At 70.4% G+C, this 17,090-nt stretch carries 15 protein-coding genes; 14 read left to right on the plus strand and 1 reads right to left on the minus strand.

Annotated elements, in window-relative coordinates:
* The first annotated feature begins 12 nt into the window (after positions 1-12).
* From flgJ to LWW96_RS07705, 4 genes are all read left to right on the plus strand, one after another.
* Positions 13-927, plus strand: coding sequence for a flagellar assembly peptidoglycan hydrolase FlgJ (gene flgJ / locus LWW96_RS07690; protein ID WP_291485626.1), 915 nt, complete (start codon positions 13-15; stop codon positions 925-927).
* A gap of 165 nt (positions 928-1,092) precedes the next feature.
* Positions 1,093-3,069, plus strand: coding sequence for a flagellar hook-associated protein FlgK (gene flgK, locus LWW96_RS07695; protein WP_291485628.1), 1,977 nt, complete (start codon positions 1,093-1,095; stop codon positions 3,067-3,069).
* A gap of 25 nt (positions 3,070-3,094) precedes the next feature.
* Complete coding sequence (gene flgL / locus LWW96_RS07700; protein WP_291485631.1) at positions 3,095-4,348, plus strand: flagellar hook-associated protein FlgL; 1,254 nt, start codon at positions 3,095-3,097, stop codon at positions 4,346-4,348.
* 83 nt (positions 4,349-4,431) lie between these two features.
* On the plus strand, positions 4,432-5,664 hold the full coding sequence (locus tag LWW96_RS07705) for an HDOD domain-containing protein (protein WP_291485632.1): 1,233 nt from the start codon (positions 4,432-4,434) through the stop codon (positions 5,662-5,664).
* 179 nt (positions 5,665-5,843) lie between these two features.
* Here LWW96_RS07705 and LWW96_RS07710 read toward each other — a convergent pair whose 3' ends face one another.
* Positions 5,844-7,331 (minus strand): PLP-dependent aminotransferase family protein, encoded by a 1,488-nt coding sequence (locus LWW96_RS07710; RefSeq protein WP_291485634.1) that lies wholly within the window; start codon positions 7,329-7,331, stop codon positions 5,844-5,846.
* A gap of 144 nt (positions 7,332-7,475) precedes the next feature.
* Between LWW96_RS07710 and LWW96_RS07715 the strand changes: the two genes are divergently transcribed.
* From LWW96_RS07715 to LWW96_RS07760, 10 genes are all read left to right on the plus strand, one after another.
* Complete coding sequence (locus LWW96_RS07715; protein ID WP_291485636.1) at positions 7,476-8,090, plus strand: LysE family translocator; 615 nt, start codon at positions 7,476-7,478, stop codon at positions 8,088-8,090.
* A complete protein-coding gene (locus LWW96_RS07720) occupies positions 8,087-9,004 on the plus strand; it encodes a DMT family transporter (RefSeq protein WP_291485638.1) in 918 nt (305 codons plus the stop codon). The genes LWW96_RS07715 and LWW96_RS07720 overlap by 4 nt, the downstream gene beginning before the upstream one ends.
* Positions 9,001-9,330 carry a DHCW motif cupin fold protein gene (locus tag LWW96_RS07725; RefSeq protein ID WP_291485640.1) on the plus strand — a complete coding sequence of 110 codons (330 nt, stop codon included), beginning with the start codon at positions 9,001-9,003 and terminating at the stop codon, positions 9,328-9,330. The genes LWW96_RS07720 and LWW96_RS07725 overlap by 4 nt, the downstream gene beginning before the upstream one ends.
* A gap of 109 nt (positions 9,331-9,439) precedes the next feature.
* Positions 9,440-10,651, plus strand: a complete 1,212-nt coding sequence (locus LWW96_RS07730; protein ID WP_291485641.1) for a PLP-dependent aminotransferase family protein — start codon at positions 9,440-9,442, stop codon at positions 10,649-10,651.
* Between the two features lie 3 nt (positions 10,652-10,654).
* Positions 10,655-11,284, plus strand: coding sequence for a glutathione S-transferase (locus LWW96_RS07735; protein ID WP_291485642.1), 630 nt, complete (start codon positions 10,655-10,657; stop codon positions 11,282-11,284).
* Positions 11,285-11,466: 182 nt separating this feature from the next.
* Positions 11,467-12,330, plus strand: a complete 864-nt coding sequence (locus LWW96_RS07740; protein ID WP_291485643.1) for a PhzF family phenazine biosynthesis protein — start codon at positions 11,467-11,469, stop codon at positions 12,328-12,330.
* A gap of 178 nt (positions 12,331-12,508) precedes the next feature.
* Complete coding sequence (locus tag LWW96_RS07745) at positions 12,509-13,384, plus strand: PhzF family phenazine biosynthesis protein (protein WP_291485644.1); 876 nt, start codon at positions 12,509-12,511, stop codon at positions 13,382-13,384.
* Entirely contained in the window at positions 13,381-14,109 is a 729-nt protein-coding gene (locus LWW96_RS07750) for a VOC family protein (RefSeq protein ID WP_291485646.1), read from the plus strand. The genes LWW96_RS07745 and LWW96_RS07750 overlap by 4 nt, the downstream gene beginning before the upstream one ends.
* Positions 14,106-15,092, plus strand: coding sequence for a threonine dehydratase (locus LWW96_RS07755; RefSeq protein ID WP_291485648.1), 987 nt, complete (start codon positions 14,106-14,108; stop codon positions 15,090-15,092). Before LWW96_RS07750 ends, LWW96_RS07755 begins: the two co-directional genes overlap by 4 nt.
* Positions 15,093-15,191: 99 nt before the next feature.
* Complete coding sequence (locus LWW96_RS07760) at positions 15,192-16,982, plus strand: hypothetical protein (protein ID WP_291485650.1); 1,791 nt, start codon at positions 15,192-15,194, stop codon at positions 16,980-16,982.
* Positions 16,983-17,090 lie beyond the last annotated feature (108 nt).

The following is a 17,090-nucleotide window of genomic DNA, read 5'->3' on the forward strand; positions in this document are numbered from 1 at the left end:
CGGGGAGCAACCATGGCCCTCACCCTGCCCTCCTCCGGTAACACCGCCAGCACGTCCAACGCGCTGGCGGTGGACATCCGCTCGCTCAACACGCTCAAGTACGACGCCGGCACCGCCAACAACGCGCAGACCACGCGCGAGGTGGCCAAGCAGTTCGAGTCGCTGTTCATGCGCGAGCTGATCAAGAGCATGCGCGATGCCACCATGAAGTCGGGGCTGATGGAGGGCGAGCAGGCCAACCTGGGCCAGGACATGCTGGACCAGCAGCTGTCGGTGAACATGTCGGGCCAGCCAGGGGGCTTGTCGGAGGCCATCGCGCGCCAGCTCTCGCGCCAGATGGGCGGGGCCGATGCCAACTTTTCGGTCCCCTCCACGCTGAGCCTGCAACAAAGCCTGCGCCGCGCGCCGGCGGCCCCGTCCGGCGCGGAGACCACGGCTCCCGCCCCCAAGGGCCGCGATGCCTTTGTGCAGCACCTGTCGGGCACGGCCGAGCGCGTGTCGCAGGAAAGCGGCATCCCGGCCACCTTCATGCTGGGCCAGGCCGGCCACGAGACGGGCTGGGGCAAGAGCGAGATCCGCAACAAGGACGGCTCCACCTCGTTCAACCTGTTCGGCATCAAGGCCGGCAAGGGCTGGACGGGCAAGGTGGCCGAGATCACCACCACCGAATACATCAACGGCAAGGCCCAGAAGGTGACGGCCAAGTTCCGGGCGTACGACTCGTACGAGGACTCGTTCCGCGACTACGCCCGCCTCATCAAGGAAAGCCCGCGCTACGAGAAGGCCGAATCCGTCGCCCAGACCGGCTCGGCCACGGCCTATGCCTCCGCGCTGCAGAAGGCGGGCTATGCCACCGACCCCGCGTACGCCAAAAAGCTCAGCGGGGCCATCAACAGCGTGCAGCGGACCCTGCGGGAACAGGCTTGAGATGAAGCACCCCCTGAGTCGCTTCGCGCCTCGGTGCCGCCACCAGAGGTGGCAGCCCTTCGGGAGGGGTGCGCACCCGGTGGCCTGGCAAAGCCCGTTCCACGGGTGCACTGGCCTGGCGCGCGCCAGTTCGAAGGCCGGAGATATCGAAATGCGAGGTAAGCCATGAGCCTGCTCAACGTCGGCGCCCGCGCGCTGCTGGCCAACCAGGTGGCGCTGCAGACGGCGGGCCACAACATTGCCAACGTCAACACCGCGGGGTACTCGCGGCAGACCGTGGTGCTGCAGACCGTGCAGGGGCAGTTCACCGGTGGCGGCTACATCGGGCAGGGCGTGGACGTGCAGACCATCCTGCGCAACCAGAGCGAGCTGCTCACGCGCCAGTCGGCCACGGCGGGTTCGGTGCAGTCCGCCGACATCGTGCGCGCGGAGCGCCTGCGCCAGCTGCAGGAGGTCTTCAGCGGCGGCACGGGCGGGCTGGGGGCGGCCATCAACGACATGATGAACGCGTTCACGGACGTGGTAGGCGCCCCCACCGACATCACCGCCCGCACGGTGGCGCTCACCCGCATGGACGAAACCGCCGCGCGCATGCGCTCTGCGGCCGACCGCATCAACGAGATCCAGTACACCGTCTCGGAGCAGCTGCAAAGCAGCATCACCGCGGTGAACAGCCTGGCCGAGCAGATGGCCAACGTGAACGAGCAGATCGCGCGCGCCCAGGGCAACGGGCAGACGCCCAACGACCTGCTGGACCGGCGCGACCAGATCATCCGCGAGATCAACCAGTACGTGCAGACCACGCAGATCCCCGCCGATGACGGCACGGTGGGCCTGTTCGTGGCCGGCAGCCAGCCGCTGGTGCTGGGCACCACCGCCACCAGCCTGTCGGTAGGCGACGCCACGGCCTTCCCCGGCAGCGGCCAGACCAAGCTGTTCTTCAACCGGCCCGGCGCCTCGCCCATCGAGATGGACGAGAACGTGCTGGGCGGCGGCTCCATGTCCGGGCTGCTGCGCTTCAGCAACAACGACCTGGCCGAGGGCCGCAACCTGCTCGGGCGCATGGCCATGGCCATCGGCATGTCCATGAACGAGCAGCACAACCTGGGCCTCACGCTCGACGGCGCCATGGGCAAGGACCTGTTCGCCCTGCCCACCAGCATGCCGGGCCACACCAACGGCGCCGGCGTGGGCACCGTGTCGTTCACCGGCCCCACGCAGTTCGCCGCGTCGGACTACGAGATCCGCTTCACCACCGGCACGGCCGGCCAGGTGGTGCGGCTGTCCGACGGCAAGTCCACGCCGTTCACCGACGCCGCGAACCTGGCCACCCTGCAGATCGACGGGCTCAACTTCAACCTGACGACGCCGGGCAACCCGGGCGAGCGCATGCTGTTCAAGCCGTTCAGCACGGCCGCAGCCAGCATGCAGGCCCTGGTGTATTCGCCGCGCGATCTGGCGGTGGCCAACCCCGTCAACGCGGCCATGGGCACGTCCAACAGCGGCACCCTGCAGCTGGCGGGCCTGAAGGCCACGGGCCTGCCCAACCCGCCCGGGCTGGTGCTGCCGCCCAACGCCAACCCTGCGGCGGTGCCCCCCATCCTGGGCGGCATCCAGCTGCGGTTCACGGCCGGCCCGCCGACAACCTACGACGTGCTCGACCGCGGCACCTCGCCGCCCACCACCGTGGCGGCCGCGCAGCCCTACACGCCCGGCGCGCCCATTTCGATCAACGGCTGGGAGATCAAGCTGCAGGGCACGCCCAACACCGGCGACACCGTGGTCGTCGGCAACGCCATGGACCCGCAGTACGGCGACATGTACACGCGCAATTCCGGCAACGCCAGCGCGCTCATGGGGTTGCGCGACGTGAAGATGTTCGACGACTCCACGCTGTCCGACGGGTTCGCGGGCGCCATTGCCCAGGTGGGCACGCGCACGCAAAGCGCGCTGTATGCCGCGGATCTCTCGTCCACCATCGCCGCGAACCTGGAGCGCGACCGCACGGCGATCTCGGGCGTCAATCTGGACGAGGAGGCCGCCAAGCTGATCCAATACCAGCAGGCCTACCAGGCATCTTCCAAGATGATCCAGATCGCGCAGAACATCTTTGACTCGCTGATCCAGGGCATGGGCCGCTAACGGCCGAACCAATGGGAGCTAGGACATGAGCAACACCATCTACCGCCTTGGCACGGCCAACATGTACGACAACGCGTTGCGCAATCTGGGCGCGCGGCAGACTTCCCTGTCCAACCTGCAGGAGAACCTGACCTCCGGCAAGCGGGTGGTGCGCGCCAGCGACGATCCAGTGTCGGCGGCGCAGGCCGAGCGTGCCATCAACCGGCTCTCGCGCATCCAGACCGAGCAGCGCGCGCTGGAAACCCAGCGCAACGCCATCGCCCAGGCCGAGTCCTCGCTGGGCGACGCGGTGGACCTGATCCAGAAGTTCCGCGAGCTGGTGGTCAACGCCGGCGACGGCACCCTCACGCCCAACGACCGCACCACCATTGCCAACCAGCTGCAAGGCCTGCGCGAGCAGCTGGTGGAGGTGGCCAACCGCAAGGACACCAACGGCATTCCGCTGCTGGGCGCCCTGGGCAGCGCCCTGGCGCCGTTCCTGGGGCCCATGAGCTCCTCGCCGGACTACAGCTTCGCCGGGCTGCCGGGCCAGGCTGCCAGCAGCGGCGTGGCCATTCCGGGCACGCTGGATGGCGACGCCACCTTCATGTTCGACCCGCAGCGCGACGGCGTCTACACGGCCGGCGTCAGCACCATCCCCACCGGCCGCGCCCTCAACACCTCGGCCATCAAGCCCGTGGACACGAGCCTGGTCACAGGGGACAACTACACCATTACCTTCAGCGCCGTGGGCCCCGGCGCCACGACCGGCACCACCACCGCCACCTACACGATCACCAACACCACCACCGGTGCGGTGTCCGCGCCCGTCGTGGTGCCCGACTTCCCGTCGGACAAGCCGATGTCGGTTTCCGTGGCGGGCATTCCCGGACTGCAGTTCGACATCAAGGGCACGCCCGCCAACGGCGACACCATCACGCTCAAGCCCAGCCCCAGCATGTTCAGCACCATGGACGCCGCGATCAACGGGCTGCGCTTTTCACCCGACAGCAACGCCGCGGCCCAGGTGGTCGGGCAGGCGCTGGGCAACATGGACATCGGCCTGGAGCGCATCCACAACATGCGGGGCTACGCCGGCGAGCTGCTCAACCGGGCGGACCGCATCACCGGCGACCAGGAAAAGCGCTCCATCCAGCTCGAAGGCGACCGCTCGCGCGCCGAGGATCTCGATATGATCAAGGGCATTTCGGACTTCCAGAACCAGCAGGTGGGCTACGAGGCTGCGCTCAAGTCCTACGCGCAGGTTCAGAAGCTGTCCCTGTTCAACTTCATCGGTTGAGTGTGTCGATCCCCGGGCGGGCCTCCCGCGGCCGCGGCAGATGCCGCGCTGCTGGCCCTTCCCTGTTACTTGCCTGAGAGCACATGGTCCAATCTGTCCTTGGCCGCCTGATCCTGGGCTACCGCCCCCTGTGGAGCCGCGCGCGCAAGCTCGCCGGCATCCAGCTGTACGTGCACAGCGATGCCTCGGCCATGGTGGACACCGCCCACCTGCTGCGCACGCTGCAGGAGCTGTGGACGGCCAGCTCGCCGCCCGTGCTGCTGTCCCCGCAGAACCACCAGCTCCTGTGCGACATGCTGGACAACGCCCCGCGCGGCGCGCCGTGGATTGAGGTGCGCGACGGCTGGCTGTCCGACTCCGCCCTGTTTGCGCGGGTGAAGGCAGCGCACCAGCGCGGCCTGAAGCTGGTGTGGCGTGGCGAACTGGGCCGCCTGCCCGAGCCGGAAGTGGCCCAGTGCTTTGACAACAGCCTGCTCAGCCTGCGCCCCGAGGATGCCGTGGCGGCCCTCAAGCCCCCGCCGGTGCGCGCGGGCGGTGCGCCCGCGCAGCCGCCGCGCACCGCCAACCCGCTGCTGGCGGGCCAGATGTACGAGAACATCGAGAGCCGGGCGCTCATGGAGCAGTGCCTGGACCATGCGGGCGCCCTGGCACTGGCCGGCTGGCCCGCGGAAGACGTGCTCTACAGCCTGCGCCACCAGCCGCAGCAGCCGTCGCACGCGGTGATCTTCAAGTTGATGAAGGCCATCGACGCCGAGCAGTCGCTGGAAACGTTCGAGGACATCCTCGGGCAGGACCCCATCCTGGCCTATCGGTTCATGGTCTACACCAACTCCGCGGCCCTGGGCCTGCGCACGGGCATCGATTCGCTGCGCCGCGGCCTGGTGATGATGGGCTACGGCTCCATTGGCCGCTGGCTGTCCGACCAGCTGCCCCATGCCAGCAACGACCCCAACATGCAGCCCGTGCGCGAGTCCATGGTGATGCGCGCGCGGCTCATGGCGCAGCTGCTCGACGCAGGCATCGAGAACGACCTGCGCCGCGAAATCTACCTGTGCGGCCTGCTGTCGCAGCTGGACGAGTTGCTGGGCGAACCGCTGGGCGCCATCCTGCGGCGCCTGCCGCTGTCCGAGCGCATCTACGACGCCACGGTGCTGCGCACCGGCCCCTATGCCGGCGGCCTGCAGATGGCCACCGCACTGGAAACCGACGACGCCAGCGCCATCCGCCACTTGTGCGAAACCCACGAGATGGATCGGGAAGAAGTCAACCGCGCCCTGCTGCGGGTGCTGTCCGATCTGGACGTGGACCGGAAGTGAATTCCCCCTGAGCCGCTTCGCGCCTTCCCCCAAAGGAGGACGCCACCAGCGGCCTGGCAAAGCCCGTTCCGCGGTGGCACGGGCCGGGGGCTGAGCCCCTTGCACGCGTCCGCCGGCGTGTGGCGCGCCGGCTCACGCCCACTCGGACTCCGGCGCGGCGCTCAGAACGTTCTCAGGGCCTACCGGCCCTGCTCGGCCCGCACGCGCTCGAAGGTCTTCCAGAAGGCCGCGTCCTGCGTGGTGGCGAAATTGATGCGCATGAGCGTGCTGGGCTGGCGCTCGGCATGGAAGAGTGCGCCGGGGGCCAGCAGGTAGCCCTCGTCCAGCATGCGCTGCGCCAGCGCGTCTGTGTCCACGCCGGTTTCCACCCAGCCAAACAGCCCCACCGGCTCCGCCGCAAACGTGCAGCCCGCGCCCAGCGCCAGCTTCACGCTGCGGGCACGGGCGGCGTCCAGGCGCGTGCGGATGCGTTCGGCATGGCGGCGCAGCTGGCCCTGCTCGATGCACAGGGCCAGGGCCTTTTCCAGCAGCGCGGGGGTGGTCAGCGTCGCCAGCAGCTTGGTGTCCAGCATCTGCTCCACCAGGGCCGTGGGCGCGGCCATGAAGCCGATGCGCCAGTTGGGCGCCAGGATCTTGGCGAACCCGCTCACGTAGATGGTGCGCTGCAAGCCGTCCAGCGCGGTCAGGCGGGTGGCGTGCTCGGGCGCGATGTGGCTGTAGGTGTCGTCCTCCACCACGTGGAAGTTGTGCTGGTTGGCCAGTTGCAGGATGCGGTGTGCGCTGCCCGGCGAGAGGCAGTAGCTGGTGGGGTTGTGGAACACGCTCACGCTCACGTAGAGCTTGGGCTGGTACGCCTCGCAGTATTTGGCCATCACCTCCAGGTCCGGGCCGTCGGCGCGGCGGGGCACGGGCAGGATGCGCATGCCCAGGGCCGCCAGCCGCGCAAACTCCACGGCCCAGCCGGGCTCCTCCACCATCACCGGGTCGCCCGGGCGCAGCAGGGTGCGGCTCACGATGTCGAGCGCATGCGTGGCCCCCACCGTGGTGATGATTTGCTCGGGCGCGGCCTGGACGTTGAGCGTGGCCAGCTTCTTGGCCAGCACGCGGCGCAGCCCGGTGTCGCCCAGCGGCTCGCCGTACTGCAGCGAGAAGTCCTGCAGCGACCGCGTGCTGGTCACCTTGCGCACCGCGGCAGGCATGAAGGTGGACTCCAGCCAGGCCGGCGGAAACACCCCCATGCCGGGCTGCGGCTTGTCGCTGACCTTGTGGAACATGCCGCGGATCAGCGCGGTGGCATTCACCGGCGGCGCCCCGCGCGACGGCCCCCGGCCCGCGCCGCGCGCGGCGAACCAGTGGGCCGTGGTCCAGTTGCCCAGGGCGCCCTCGGCCGCGGCAGGGACGGCGTCTTCCGGGGCGGCGCGCTCGGCCAGCCCCGCCGTCATCTCGCGCACGAAGAAGCCCCGGTTCTTGCGGGCCTCCACCAGGCCCTGCGCCAGCAACTGGTCGTAGGCGGCCACCACGGTGGAGGGGCTCACGCCGTGCTGCTCGGCACATTGGCGCACGGACGGCAGCCGTGCGCCGGGCGCCAGCAGGCGGTTGCGGATGCGCTCGCCAAAGCGCGCCGAAAGCTGCTCGGTCAGCGACTGGGTGGGGGTTTTCATCAACATGGCGGCGCCTTTGTGTACTGTCATTTCGAGCAATACAGATCACAAACTGCGTTGCTGAACTGTACTGGTCGTGTACTGGGATCGAAGATTACATTGAACGCCAGACGCTGACAAGATCAAGCCCGGCGCCCCACCCGCTGCCCCATGACCGCACCCGAACTGACCGCACTGCTGCTGTTTTGCACCGCGATGAGCTTCTCGCCGGGGCCCAACACCACGCTGTCCACCGCGCTGGCAGCCAACCTGGGCCTGCGGCGGGCGCTGCGCTTTTGCGTGGCCGTGCCCACGGGCTGGACGCTGCTCATGCTGGCCAGCGGGCTGGGCCTGGGGGCGCTCATCACCGGCGTGCCGGCCCTGCGCTGGGGCGTGACGCTGCTGGGCGTGGCCTACATGCTGTGGCTGGCCTGGAAGCTGGCCCGCGCCGCACGGCTCACCGAGGTGGACAGCAGCCGCCTGAACGTGACCTTCTGGCAGGGCGTGGGCCTGCAGTTCGTGAACATCAAGGCCTGGATGCTGGCGCTCACGCTCAGCGCAGGCTGGGTGGTGAATGCCGCGGGCCAGCCGGCCCCCAACCCGGGCGAGCGCCTGGCGATCATCTGCGCCGTGATGATGGTGTTTGCCTTTTCCAGCAACTTCGTCTATGCCCTGGTGGGATCGCTGTTGCGCCAATGGCTGGCGCAAGGGCGCCGCCTGCTGTGGTTCAACCGCGCGCTGGCGGCGGTACTGGTGGCCACCGCCGCCTGGATGGTGACGCTATGAGCCCCACACACGAGCGCGAGGCGCTGTTCTGGGGCCTGGTGGGCGTGACGCTGTTCGCGGCCACGCTGCCCATGACGCGGCTGGCCGTGGGCCCGGCGGATGCGCCCCAGCTGTCCCCCTGGTTCGTCACCTTTGGCCGGGCTGCGGCCGCGGGCCTGCTGTCCGTGGCGTACCTGCGCTGGCAGCACGTGCGCGGCCGGCTGAACGTGCCGGTGCGGGCGCAGTGGCCCCTGCTCGGCATCACGGCGTTTGGCGTGATCGTCGGGTTTCCGCTGTTTCTTGCGCTGGCGCTGCGCACCGTGCCCAGCACCCACGGTGCGGTGGTCACGGCGCTGCTGCCGCTGTCCACGGCCGTGCTGGGCGCGCTGTGGTACCGGCAGCGGCCGTCCGCCGGCTTCTGGGCCTGCGCGCTGGCGGGCAGCGGGCTGGTGCTGGGCTTCATGGCCTGGCGCGCGGGCGGCCTGTACCTGGGCGCGGCCAACCTTTACCTGCTGGTCGCGATGACCACCGGCGCCTTCGGCTACATCGGCGGTGCGCGCCTCACGCCCCGCCTGGGTGCCGAACAAGCCATCTGCTGGGTGCTGGCCTGCAGCCTGCCGCTGACGCTGCCCGTGGCGTGGTGGTTTGCGCCGGCCGCACCCGGCGCGATCAGCGCCATGGCCTGGACCGGCTTTGCCTACGTGGCGCTGTTCTCGATGTGGATCGGCTTCTTCGCGTGGTACCGCGCACTGGCGCTGGGCGCCGTGCGGGTGAGCCAGATCCAGCTGGTGCAGCCCTTTCTGAGCCTGCTGTTCGCCGTGCCGCTGGCGGGCGAGCGGCTGGACGCCACCACGCTGGTGTTTGCGCTGGCCGTGATCGCCACGGTGTACCTGGGCAAGAAAATGCCCATCCAACCCGCCCGGAACCCCGCATGAAACTGGAGCACATTCCCTTCCACACCACCGAGTGGGCCCAGGTCCCGCGCGAGGAAAAGAGCGCGCAGGCCGGCCAGGCATTCTGGCGCACGCAGCAGTGGGGCGACCTGCGCGTGCGGATGGTGGAATACACGCCCGGCTATGTTTCCGACCATTGGTGCGTCAAGGGACACGTGCTGCTGTGCCTGCAAGGCGAGCTGCATACCGAATTGGCCGACGGCCGGGTGTTCACCCTCACACCGGGCATGAGCTACCAGGTGGCCGACAATGCGGAACCCCACCGGTCCACGGCGCCCCGGGGCGCCACCCTGTTCGTGGTGGACTGACGCACCACCCGCCCCGGCACCGCCTTGCGTTTCTGGATCCATTGTTTTGTGATGAGCCCCTTGCAGCACCGTGCGGCCCGCTGCAGCCCTTAGGAGAACGAGAGTGAAGATGAACGACCTGCCCCACACCGCCACCAGCGCCTGGACCCTGGCGCGCCGCGCCGAGCGCATGAACCCCTCGGTCATCCGCGAAATCCTGAAGGTCACCGAGAAGCCCGGCATCATCAGCCTGGCCGGCGGCCTGCCCGCGCCCAAGACCTTTCCGGTCTCCGCCTTTGCCGAGGCGTCCGCCGCCGTGCTGGCCAACGACGGCCCGGCCGCCCTGCAGTACGCCGCCAGCGAAGGCTACGGCCCGCTGCGCCAGGCGATTGCCGACTTCCTGCCCTGGGACGTCAACCCGGACCAGGTCCTCATCACCACCGGCTCGCAGCAGGCGCTGGACCTGATCGCCAAGGTGCTCATCGACACGGACAGCCGCGTGCTGGTGGAGACGCCCACCTACCTGGGCGCGCTGCAGGCCTTCACGCCCATGGAGCCCGCCGTGGTGTCCGTGGACAGCGACGATGAAGGCGTGCTCATCGACGACCTGCGCGCCAAGGTGGGCACGGGCGCCGACAAGGCGCGTTTCCTGTACGTGCTGCCCAACTTCCAGAACCCCACCGGCCGCACCATGAGCGATGCCCGCCGCGCTGCGCTGGTGAAGGCCGCGGCCGAGCTGAACCTGCCGCTGGTGGAAGACAACCCCTATGGCGACCTGTGGTTCGACAACCCGCCGCCCGCGCCGCTCACGGCCCGCAACCCCGAGGGCTGCATCTACATGGGCTCGTTCTCCAAGGTGCTGGCCCCCGGCCTGCGCCTGGGCTTCATCGTGGCGCCCAAGGCCGTGTACCCCAAGCTGCTGCAAGCCAAGCAGGCCGCCGACCTGCACACCCCCGGCTACAACCAGCGCCTGGTGGCCGAGGTGATGAAGGGCAACTTCCTGGACCGCCACGTGCCCACCATCCGCGCGCTGTACAAGGAGCAGTGCGAGGCCATGCTGGCCGCGCTGACGAAGGAAATGGCGGGCCTCGATGTGCAGTGGAACCGCCCCGACGGCGGCATGTTCCTGTGGGTGCGCCTGCCCGATGGCATGAGCGCGATCGACCTGCTGCCCAAGGCGGTGGAGCGCAACGTGGCCTTCGTGCCCGGCGCAGCCTTCTACGCCGACCATGCGGACCAGCGCACGCTGCGGCTGTCCTTCGTCACCTCAACCAAGGAGCAGATCGCCGCCGGCATTGCCGCCCTGGCTTCTGCCGTGCGCGACAGCCTGCAAGGCCGCTAAGCCATGCTGAGGGTCTGGGGGCGGCTGTCGTCCATCAATGTGCGCAAGGTGGTCTGGGCCGTGCAGGAGCTGGGCCTGCCGTCGGTGCAGCGCACCGACGCGGGCGGCCAGTTCGGCATCGTGCGCGAGCCGCGCTACCTGGCCCTCAACCCCAACGGACTGGTGCCGCTGATCGAGGACGACGAGACCGGCACGGTGCTGTGGGAGTCCAACACCATCGTGCGCTACCTGTGCGCGCGCCATGCGCCGGGCGAGCTGTACCCCGAGGCGCTGCCCGCGCGCTTCGTGGCCGAGCAGTGGATGGACTGGCAGCAGACCACGCTGAACCCCGCAGGGCGCGACGCGTTCATCCAGTGGATCCGCACGCCCGCCGCGCAGCGCAACGACGCGCTCATCGCGGCCTCCGTGGCCGCCACCGAGCCGCTGATGGCGCTGCTGGACGACCACCTGGCGCGCCAGCCGTTCATGGCGGGCGAGCACTTCACCATGGCCGACATTCCGGTGGGCTGCGAGATCCACCGCTGGTGGGGCCTGCCGCAGGAACGCCCCGCGCGGCCGCACCTGGAGCGCTGGTACCACGCGGTCAGCGCCCGTCCCGGCGCCCGGGGCGTGCTGGACCTGCCCCTGGCATGAGTGCACATCCCCCTGAGCGGCTACGCCGCTTCCCCCTTCTCTCGCTGCGCCATGCGCCGCGGGAAGGGGGACGCCGCCGGTGCGGCGGGGCGGCCCTTGCACGGCGGCCGCTGGCAGCTGCCGCGCTGGTTTCAACGCCCACCGCCGATCGCACAACCTAGATGTAAGTTGACGGAGTGACCATGCACCAGCGCCCGTTCAAGCAGATCGACGTGTTCAGCCACCGCCCGGGCTACGGCAACCCCGTGGCCGTGGTGCTGGACGCCGACGGCCTGGGGGATGCCGACATGCGGCGCTTCGCCGCCTGGACCAACCTGTCGGAAACCACCTTCCTGCTGCCGCCCACGGAGGCCGGTCGCGCCGCGGGCGCCGACTACCGCGTGCGTATCTTCAGCCCCAGCGGCGAACTGCCCTTTGCAGGCCATCCCACGCTGGGCACCTGCCACGCCTGGCTGCAGGCGGGCCACGTGCCGCGGCAGCGCGGCCTGGTGGTGCAGGAATGTTCGCTGGGCCTGGTGCGCGTGGAGCACGCTGGCGACACGCTGGCCTTTGCCGCGCCCCCGCTGCAGCGCAGCGCCCCCAGCCCGGCCCTGGTGCCGCTGATTGCCAGCGCCCTGGGGCTGCGGCCGCACCAGATCCTGGGCGCGCAGTTGCTGGACAACGGCCCCGTGTGGCTGGGCCTGCTGCTGGACAGCGCCGACACCGTGCTGGGCCTGCGCCCCGACCATGCGCGCCTGAAGGACCTGGGCCAGGACGTGGGCGTGATCCACGTGGCGCCCACGGCCGCCGACACCGGGCAGCCCGGCGCGGTGGTGCGCGCCTTTGCGGCGCCCATGGGCAACCCCGAAGACCCGGTGACCGGCACCCTCAACGCCAGCCTGGCCGAGTGGCTGATCGCCGACGGCCTGGCACCCCGGCAGTACCTGGTAGCCCAGGGCGAATGCCTGGGCCGCGCCGGACGCGTGCACGTGCGCCAGGACGAGCAGCACCAGATCTGGGTGGGCGGCCAGGCCGTGACCTGTATCGAAGGAACGGTGCTGCTGTGAGCAAACCCGCCGCCCCCTTGCCGCCACCCAGCGGCTGAGCTGCCCGGGGACTGCTGCCCGCTGGGCGCCCCGACAACCCGCCATAGATGGCGCCCAGATGCGCTGGGCCCGCCACCGGCGTGCCCGCCTTCCGCCCAGGACCACCGCTTTCTCGTTTTTTCCAAAGGACTTTGAAACCATGCACCAGCGCCCTTTCCAGCAAGTTGACGTCTTTACCGACCAGCCCTACCGCGGCAACCCGCTGGCTGTGGTGCTGGACGGCACCGGCCTCAGCACCGAAGCCATGCAGGCGTTCACGAACTGGACCAACCTGTCGGAAGCCACCTTTGTGCTGCCGCCCACCCCTGAAGGCCGCGCGGCCGGTGCGGACTACCGCGTGCGCATCTTCTGCCCGGGGCGGGAGCTGCCCTTCGCGGGCCACCCCACGCTGGGCAGCTGCCACGCCTGGCTGAAGGCGGGCGGCCGGCCGCAGGCCGCGGGCAAGGTGGTGCAGGAATGCGGCGTGGGCCTGGTCACGCTGCGCCAGGACGGCGAGCGCCTGGCCTTTGCCGCGCCGCCGCTCCTCAAGAGCGGCCCGCTGCCCGAAGAAGACGTGGCGCTGATCGCCCGCGGCCTGGGTGTGGCGCGCAGCGACATCCTGCACCACGCCTGGTGCGACAACGGGCCCAACTGGCGCGGCGTGATGCTGCGCTCGGCCGAGCAGGTGCGCTCGCTCAAGCCCGATGCCAGCATCCTGGGCCAGCTGGACGTGGGGGTGGTCGGACCCCGTGGCAAGGTCGGCGTGATCGGCAGCACCGACGCCGACGGCATCGCGTTTGAAGTGCGCGCCTTCTTCCCCGGCAACAACGGGCTGGCCGAAGACCCCGTGACCGGCAGCCTGAACGCCGCCCTCGCGCAGTGGCTCATCGGCGCCGGCCTGGCGCCCACGCAGTACGTCGCGGCCCAGGGTACGTGCCTGGGCCGTGCGGGACGGGTGTACGTCCAGCAGGACGGCGACACCATCTGGGTGGGCGGCAGCAGCGTGACCTGCGTGGCGGGCGAGGTGCTGCTGTGACAGCCCCTGCAACCGGCCCCTGCGTGGACCACCTCGTCGTGCTGGCGGCCGACCTGGCCAGCGGCGTGGCCTGGTGCGAGCGCACGCTGGGCGTCACCCCCGCCGCCGGCGGCGAACACCCGCTGATGGGCACGCACAACCGCATTCTCAACATCAGCAGCCCGGCGCACCCGCGCGCCTACCTGGAGGTGATTGCTATCAATCCAGGAGCTGGCAGCACCCGCCCCACGGGCGCCAAACGCTGGTTTGACATGGATGATGCGACCCTGCAGGCGCAGGTGGCAGCGCACGGCCCGCAGTGCATCCACTGGGTGGCCAGCGTGCCCGACGTGGCCGAGCGCTGCGCCGCCCTGGCCGCGCTGGACATCGACCGCGGCCCGGTGCTCACCGCCAGCCGCCCCACGCCCAGCGGCCTGCTGCAGTGGCAGATCACCGTGCGGGACGACGGCCTGCGCCTGATGGACGGCTGCCTGCCCACGCTCATCCAGTGGGGCCCCGTGCACCCGTGCGACAGCCTGCCCGCATCGGGCGTGCAACTGCACTCCCTGGCCCTGCAGCACCCGCAGGCCGCCACGCTGCAGGCCGCGTGCCAGGCCATCGGCGTGGCGAACTGCGTGGAGGTGGTCGCGAGCGGCGCACCGCGCCTGACCGCGCAGCTCAGCACCCCGCGCGGCCCCCTCACCCTTTCGTCGTCCTGCTTCACCGAAACGAGAACCGCCCCATGAACACCCGCCTCGACCCCACCGCCCTGCTCCCCACCCTGGCCGACATCGAAGCCGCCGCGCAGGTGGTGTACCGCGACTTCGCCGCCACGCCCCAGTACCGCTGGGCGCTGCTCAGCGAGCGCCTGGGCACCAGCTGCTGGCTCAAGCACGAAAACCACACGCCCGTGGGCGCGTTCAAGATCCGCGGCGGCCTGACCTACTTCGACCAGCTGGCGCAGCGCGGGGCGCTGCCGCGCGAGGTGATCAGCGCCACGCGCGGCAACCACGGCCAAAGCATGGGCTGGGCGGCGCGCCGCCACGGCGTGGCCTGCACCATCGTCGTGCCGCGCGGCAACTCGGTGGAAAAGAACGCGGCCATGCGCGCCCTGGGCGTGACGCTCATCGAACATGGCGACGACTTTCAGGAAGCACGCGAGCACGCCATCCAACTGGCCGCCCAGCGCGGGGCCCACATGGTGCCCAGCTTCCACCCCGACCTGCTGCGCGGCGTGAGCACCTACTGGTGGGAGTTCTTGCGCGCCGTGCCGCAGCTGGACGTGGTGTATGTGCCCATCGGCCAGGGCTCGGGCGCCTGCTCGGCCATCGCGGCCAAGCTGGCCCTGCAACACCCCGTGCGCGTGGTCGGCGTGGTCAGCAGCCACGCCACCACGTACGCCGACTCGCTGGCCGCCGGCCGCGTGGTGGAGGCGCCCGTCACCACGCAGCTGGCCGACGGCATGGCCTGCCGCGTGGCCGATGCCGAGGCGCTGGCGGTGCTGGCCCCGCACATCGACCACCTCGTGCAGGTGAGCGACGCCGAGGTGGCCGCCGCCATGCGCGCGATCTTTACCGACACGCACAACGTCGCCGAAGGCGCCGGGGCCGCTGCGCTGGCGGCGGCGCTGCAGGAGCGCGCCACGCTGCAAGGCCAGAACGTCGGCCTGGCGATGACGGGCGGCAATGTGGATGCCCCCGCGTTTGCGAAGGTGCTGCAAGCCGGCTGATCCACCGCAGCCCCGGGTGCAGGACAATGCCTGCGGGTGCGGCGGCGGCCAGCGGCCAGCGCAGCGCCCGCCACAACAAGAGCATTCGAGGGACCGTCCATGCCACCTACGCCACCGTCGGCCTACCGCTGGGGCCTGCGCGCCGTCATCGCGCTGCAATGCCTGCTGATTGGCGCCTTCCTCTACACCAACTTGGCGGCGCCCGCCCCCACCGGGCCGCGCCTGCCCGCCGTGCAGGGGGACATGCTGTGGCTGGAGAGCCATGGCGCCTTGCACCAGTTCAACGCGGCAGGCCAGCGGCTGCGCCGCGTGGAGCTGGCCCAGCTCAAGCTGTCGCCCGGCCCCTCCAGCCTGCAGTTCACGCAGGAGAACGTTTTCTGGGTGCACGACGCCAGCCGCGTGCACCGCTGCAACCTGTCGCAGATGCAGTGCACGGCGCTGGACCTGCCCGGCCTGTCGGGCCGCTCGGACTACCGCTGGGTGCGCGTGCGCAGCGACGAGGGGGAAATCGTGGTGTCGGACACCTCCGCCCACCAGGTGCTGGTGTATGGCCGCGCCGCGGCCAGCGGGCCGTACGAGCTGCGGCACACCTACGCTGACGGCCTGCGGTTTCCCAACCAGACGCTGCCCGCCCCGCACGGGATGTGGGTGGCCAACACCAACCAGCACCAGATCGAGCGGCTGGACGACAGCGCGCCGGGCACTGCCGGGCCGGCCCGGCAGGCGTACCCCGTCGCCCACCCCGGCCTGCGCGCCATGCGGCGCTTTCCGTTTGCCATGGAACGCGACCCCGAAGGCCGGCTGTGGGTGCTGGTGGCCAACGGGGCCATGCGCGACGCCGACGTGCTGCGCCTGAACCCGCAGCTGCAGCCCGAGCGCGTGGTCCCCATCTCCGCCGGGCAGGACCCCAACGCCATCGTGCTTTTCGGCCAGCACCTGCTGCTGACCGACCTGCGCAACTACGTGGTGCACCGGCTCGACCTGCAAGGCCAGGTGCTCGCGCCTTTTGGCGACGCGGCCTTCCACGCCGAGCTGAATGCCGCCCGGCAGCGAGCCGCCTGGCTGGGGCGGCTCCCCAGGCTGCTGATCGGCAGCATCGGCGTGCTGCTGCTGGCCGCCCTGTGGCTGGCCTGGAAGACCGGCGAACTGGGACAGCTGCGGGGCGCGGCCTGGCGGCAGGCGCCCGCCACCCGCGCAGGCGCGCCGGCACCCACGGCGACCCCTGCGCAAACGGCCTCCCACGCCCTCGCGGACGCCCCCGGCCCGGCGGAGCCCCTGCCGCCTGGCACCGCCGCGCCCAGCCCGGCCCGCATCACCCGCGTCCAGGCCCTGCCCGGGAGCACCCGCACGGCCCGCCGCACCGTGGTGGGGGCAGCGGTGCTGATGGGTGCGGTGCTGGCCTGGGCGGCCTACGAACTCTGGCCCTACCTGACCCAGTACGGCTGCACGCACGCCATGGGCTGCGCCGGCCCGAGGACCCTGCTGGCGGCCTTTTGCACCCTGCCCTTGCTGGCCGTGGCGATGAGCTGGCGGCAGCTCAAGGCCATGGAGTCCATCCGCATCGGCACCGACGGCGCGCAGGTTCAGGCCCGGTTCGGCCGGCGCCGCTACCAGGCACCGGCCGCGCAGGTGACCTGCACGCGCCAGCACCTGCTGATCGGCACCGGCATGATTCCCCTGCGGCTGCGCACCACGCCGCTGTTCGACGAGGACGCGTTGCGCACAAACATCATCGACCGTCTTCCCCAGCTGAACATGCACGACAGCGTGTGGCACAACGGGCTGGTGGTGCACTACTGGCGGTACGGCGGCTGGCGCGGCCGCGCCATCGTGGTGGGCATGGCAGTGCTGCTGTGCCTGGCGGTCACCCTGCGCTGGGTGCTGCGCTGAGCGGCGCGCTGAGTGGCGCCTCCGCTGCTGCAGCGCAGCATCGAAAACTACAAAATTGATAGCATCCGTCGCCCTAGCGACAAGCGCCAACCGGCTTTGTCATCACAA

The organism is Acidovorax sp. (assembly GCF_021287135.1).
Lineage (GTDB): Bacteria > Pseudomonadota > Gammaproteobacteria > Burkholderiales > Burkholderiaceae_C > Acidovorax.

What these genes read in the sequence shown, in the direction of transcription:
- flgJ (WP_291485626.1), top strand. Translation starts at nt 13, where the DNA reads ATGGCCCTCACCCTGCCCTCCTCCGGTAACACCGCCAGCACGTCCAAC.
- flgK (WP_291485628.1), top strand. Translation starts at nt 1,093, where the DNA reads ATGAGCCTGCTCAACGTCGGCGCCCGCGCGCTGCTGGCCAACCAGGTG.
- flgL (WP_291485631.1), top strand. Translation starts at nt 3,095, where the DNA reads ATGAGCAACACCATCTACCGCCTTGGCACGGCCAACATGTACGACAAC.
- LWW96_RS07705 (WP_291485632.1), top strand. Translation starts at nt 4,432, where the DNA reads ATGGTCCAATCTGTCCTTGGCCGCCTGATCCTGGGCTACCGCCCCCTG.
- LWW96_RS07710 (WP_291485634.1), bottom strand. Translation starts at nt 7,331, where the DNA reads ATGTTGATGAAAACCCCCACCCAGTCGCTGACCGAGCAGCTTTCGGCG.
- LWW96_RS07715 (WP_291485636.1), top strand. Translation starts at nt 7,476, where the DNA reads ATGACCGCACCCGAACTGACCGCACTGCTGCTGTTTTGCACCGCGATG.
- LWW96_RS07720 (WP_291485638.1), top strand. Translation starts at nt 8,087, where the DNA reads ATGAGCCCCACACACGAGCGCGAGGCGCTGTTCTGGGGCCTGGTGGGC.
- LWW96_RS07725 (WP_291485640.1), top strand. Translation starts at nt 9,001, where the DNA reads ATGAAACTGGAGCACATTCCCTTCCACACCACCGAGTGGGCCCAGGTC.
- LWW96_RS07730 (WP_291485641.1), top strand. Translation starts at nt 9,440, where the DNA reads ATGAACGACCTGCCCCACACCGCCACCAGCGCCTGGACCCTGGCGCGC.
- LWW96_RS07735 (WP_291485642.1), top strand. Translation starts at nt 10,655, where the DNA reads ATGCTGAGGGTCTGGGGGCGGCTGTCGTCCATCAATGTGCGCAAGGTG.
- LWW96_RS07740 (WP_291485643.1), top strand. Translation starts at nt 11,467, where the DNA reads ATGCACCAGCGCCCGTTCAAGCAGATCGACGTGTTCAGCCACCGCCCG.
- LWW96_RS07745 (WP_291485644.1), top strand. Translation starts at nt 12,509, where the DNA reads ATGCACCAGCGCCCTTTCCAGCAAGTTGACGTCTTTACCGACCAGCCC.
- LWW96_RS07755 (WP_291485648.1), top strand. Translation starts at nt 14,106, where the DNA reads ATGAACACCCGCCTCGACCCCACCGCCCTGCTCCCCACCCTGGCCGAC.
- LWW96_RS07760 (WP_291485650.1), top strand. Translation starts at nt 15,192, where the DNA reads ATGCCACCTACGCCACCGTCGGCCTACCGCTGGGGCCTGCGCGCCGTC.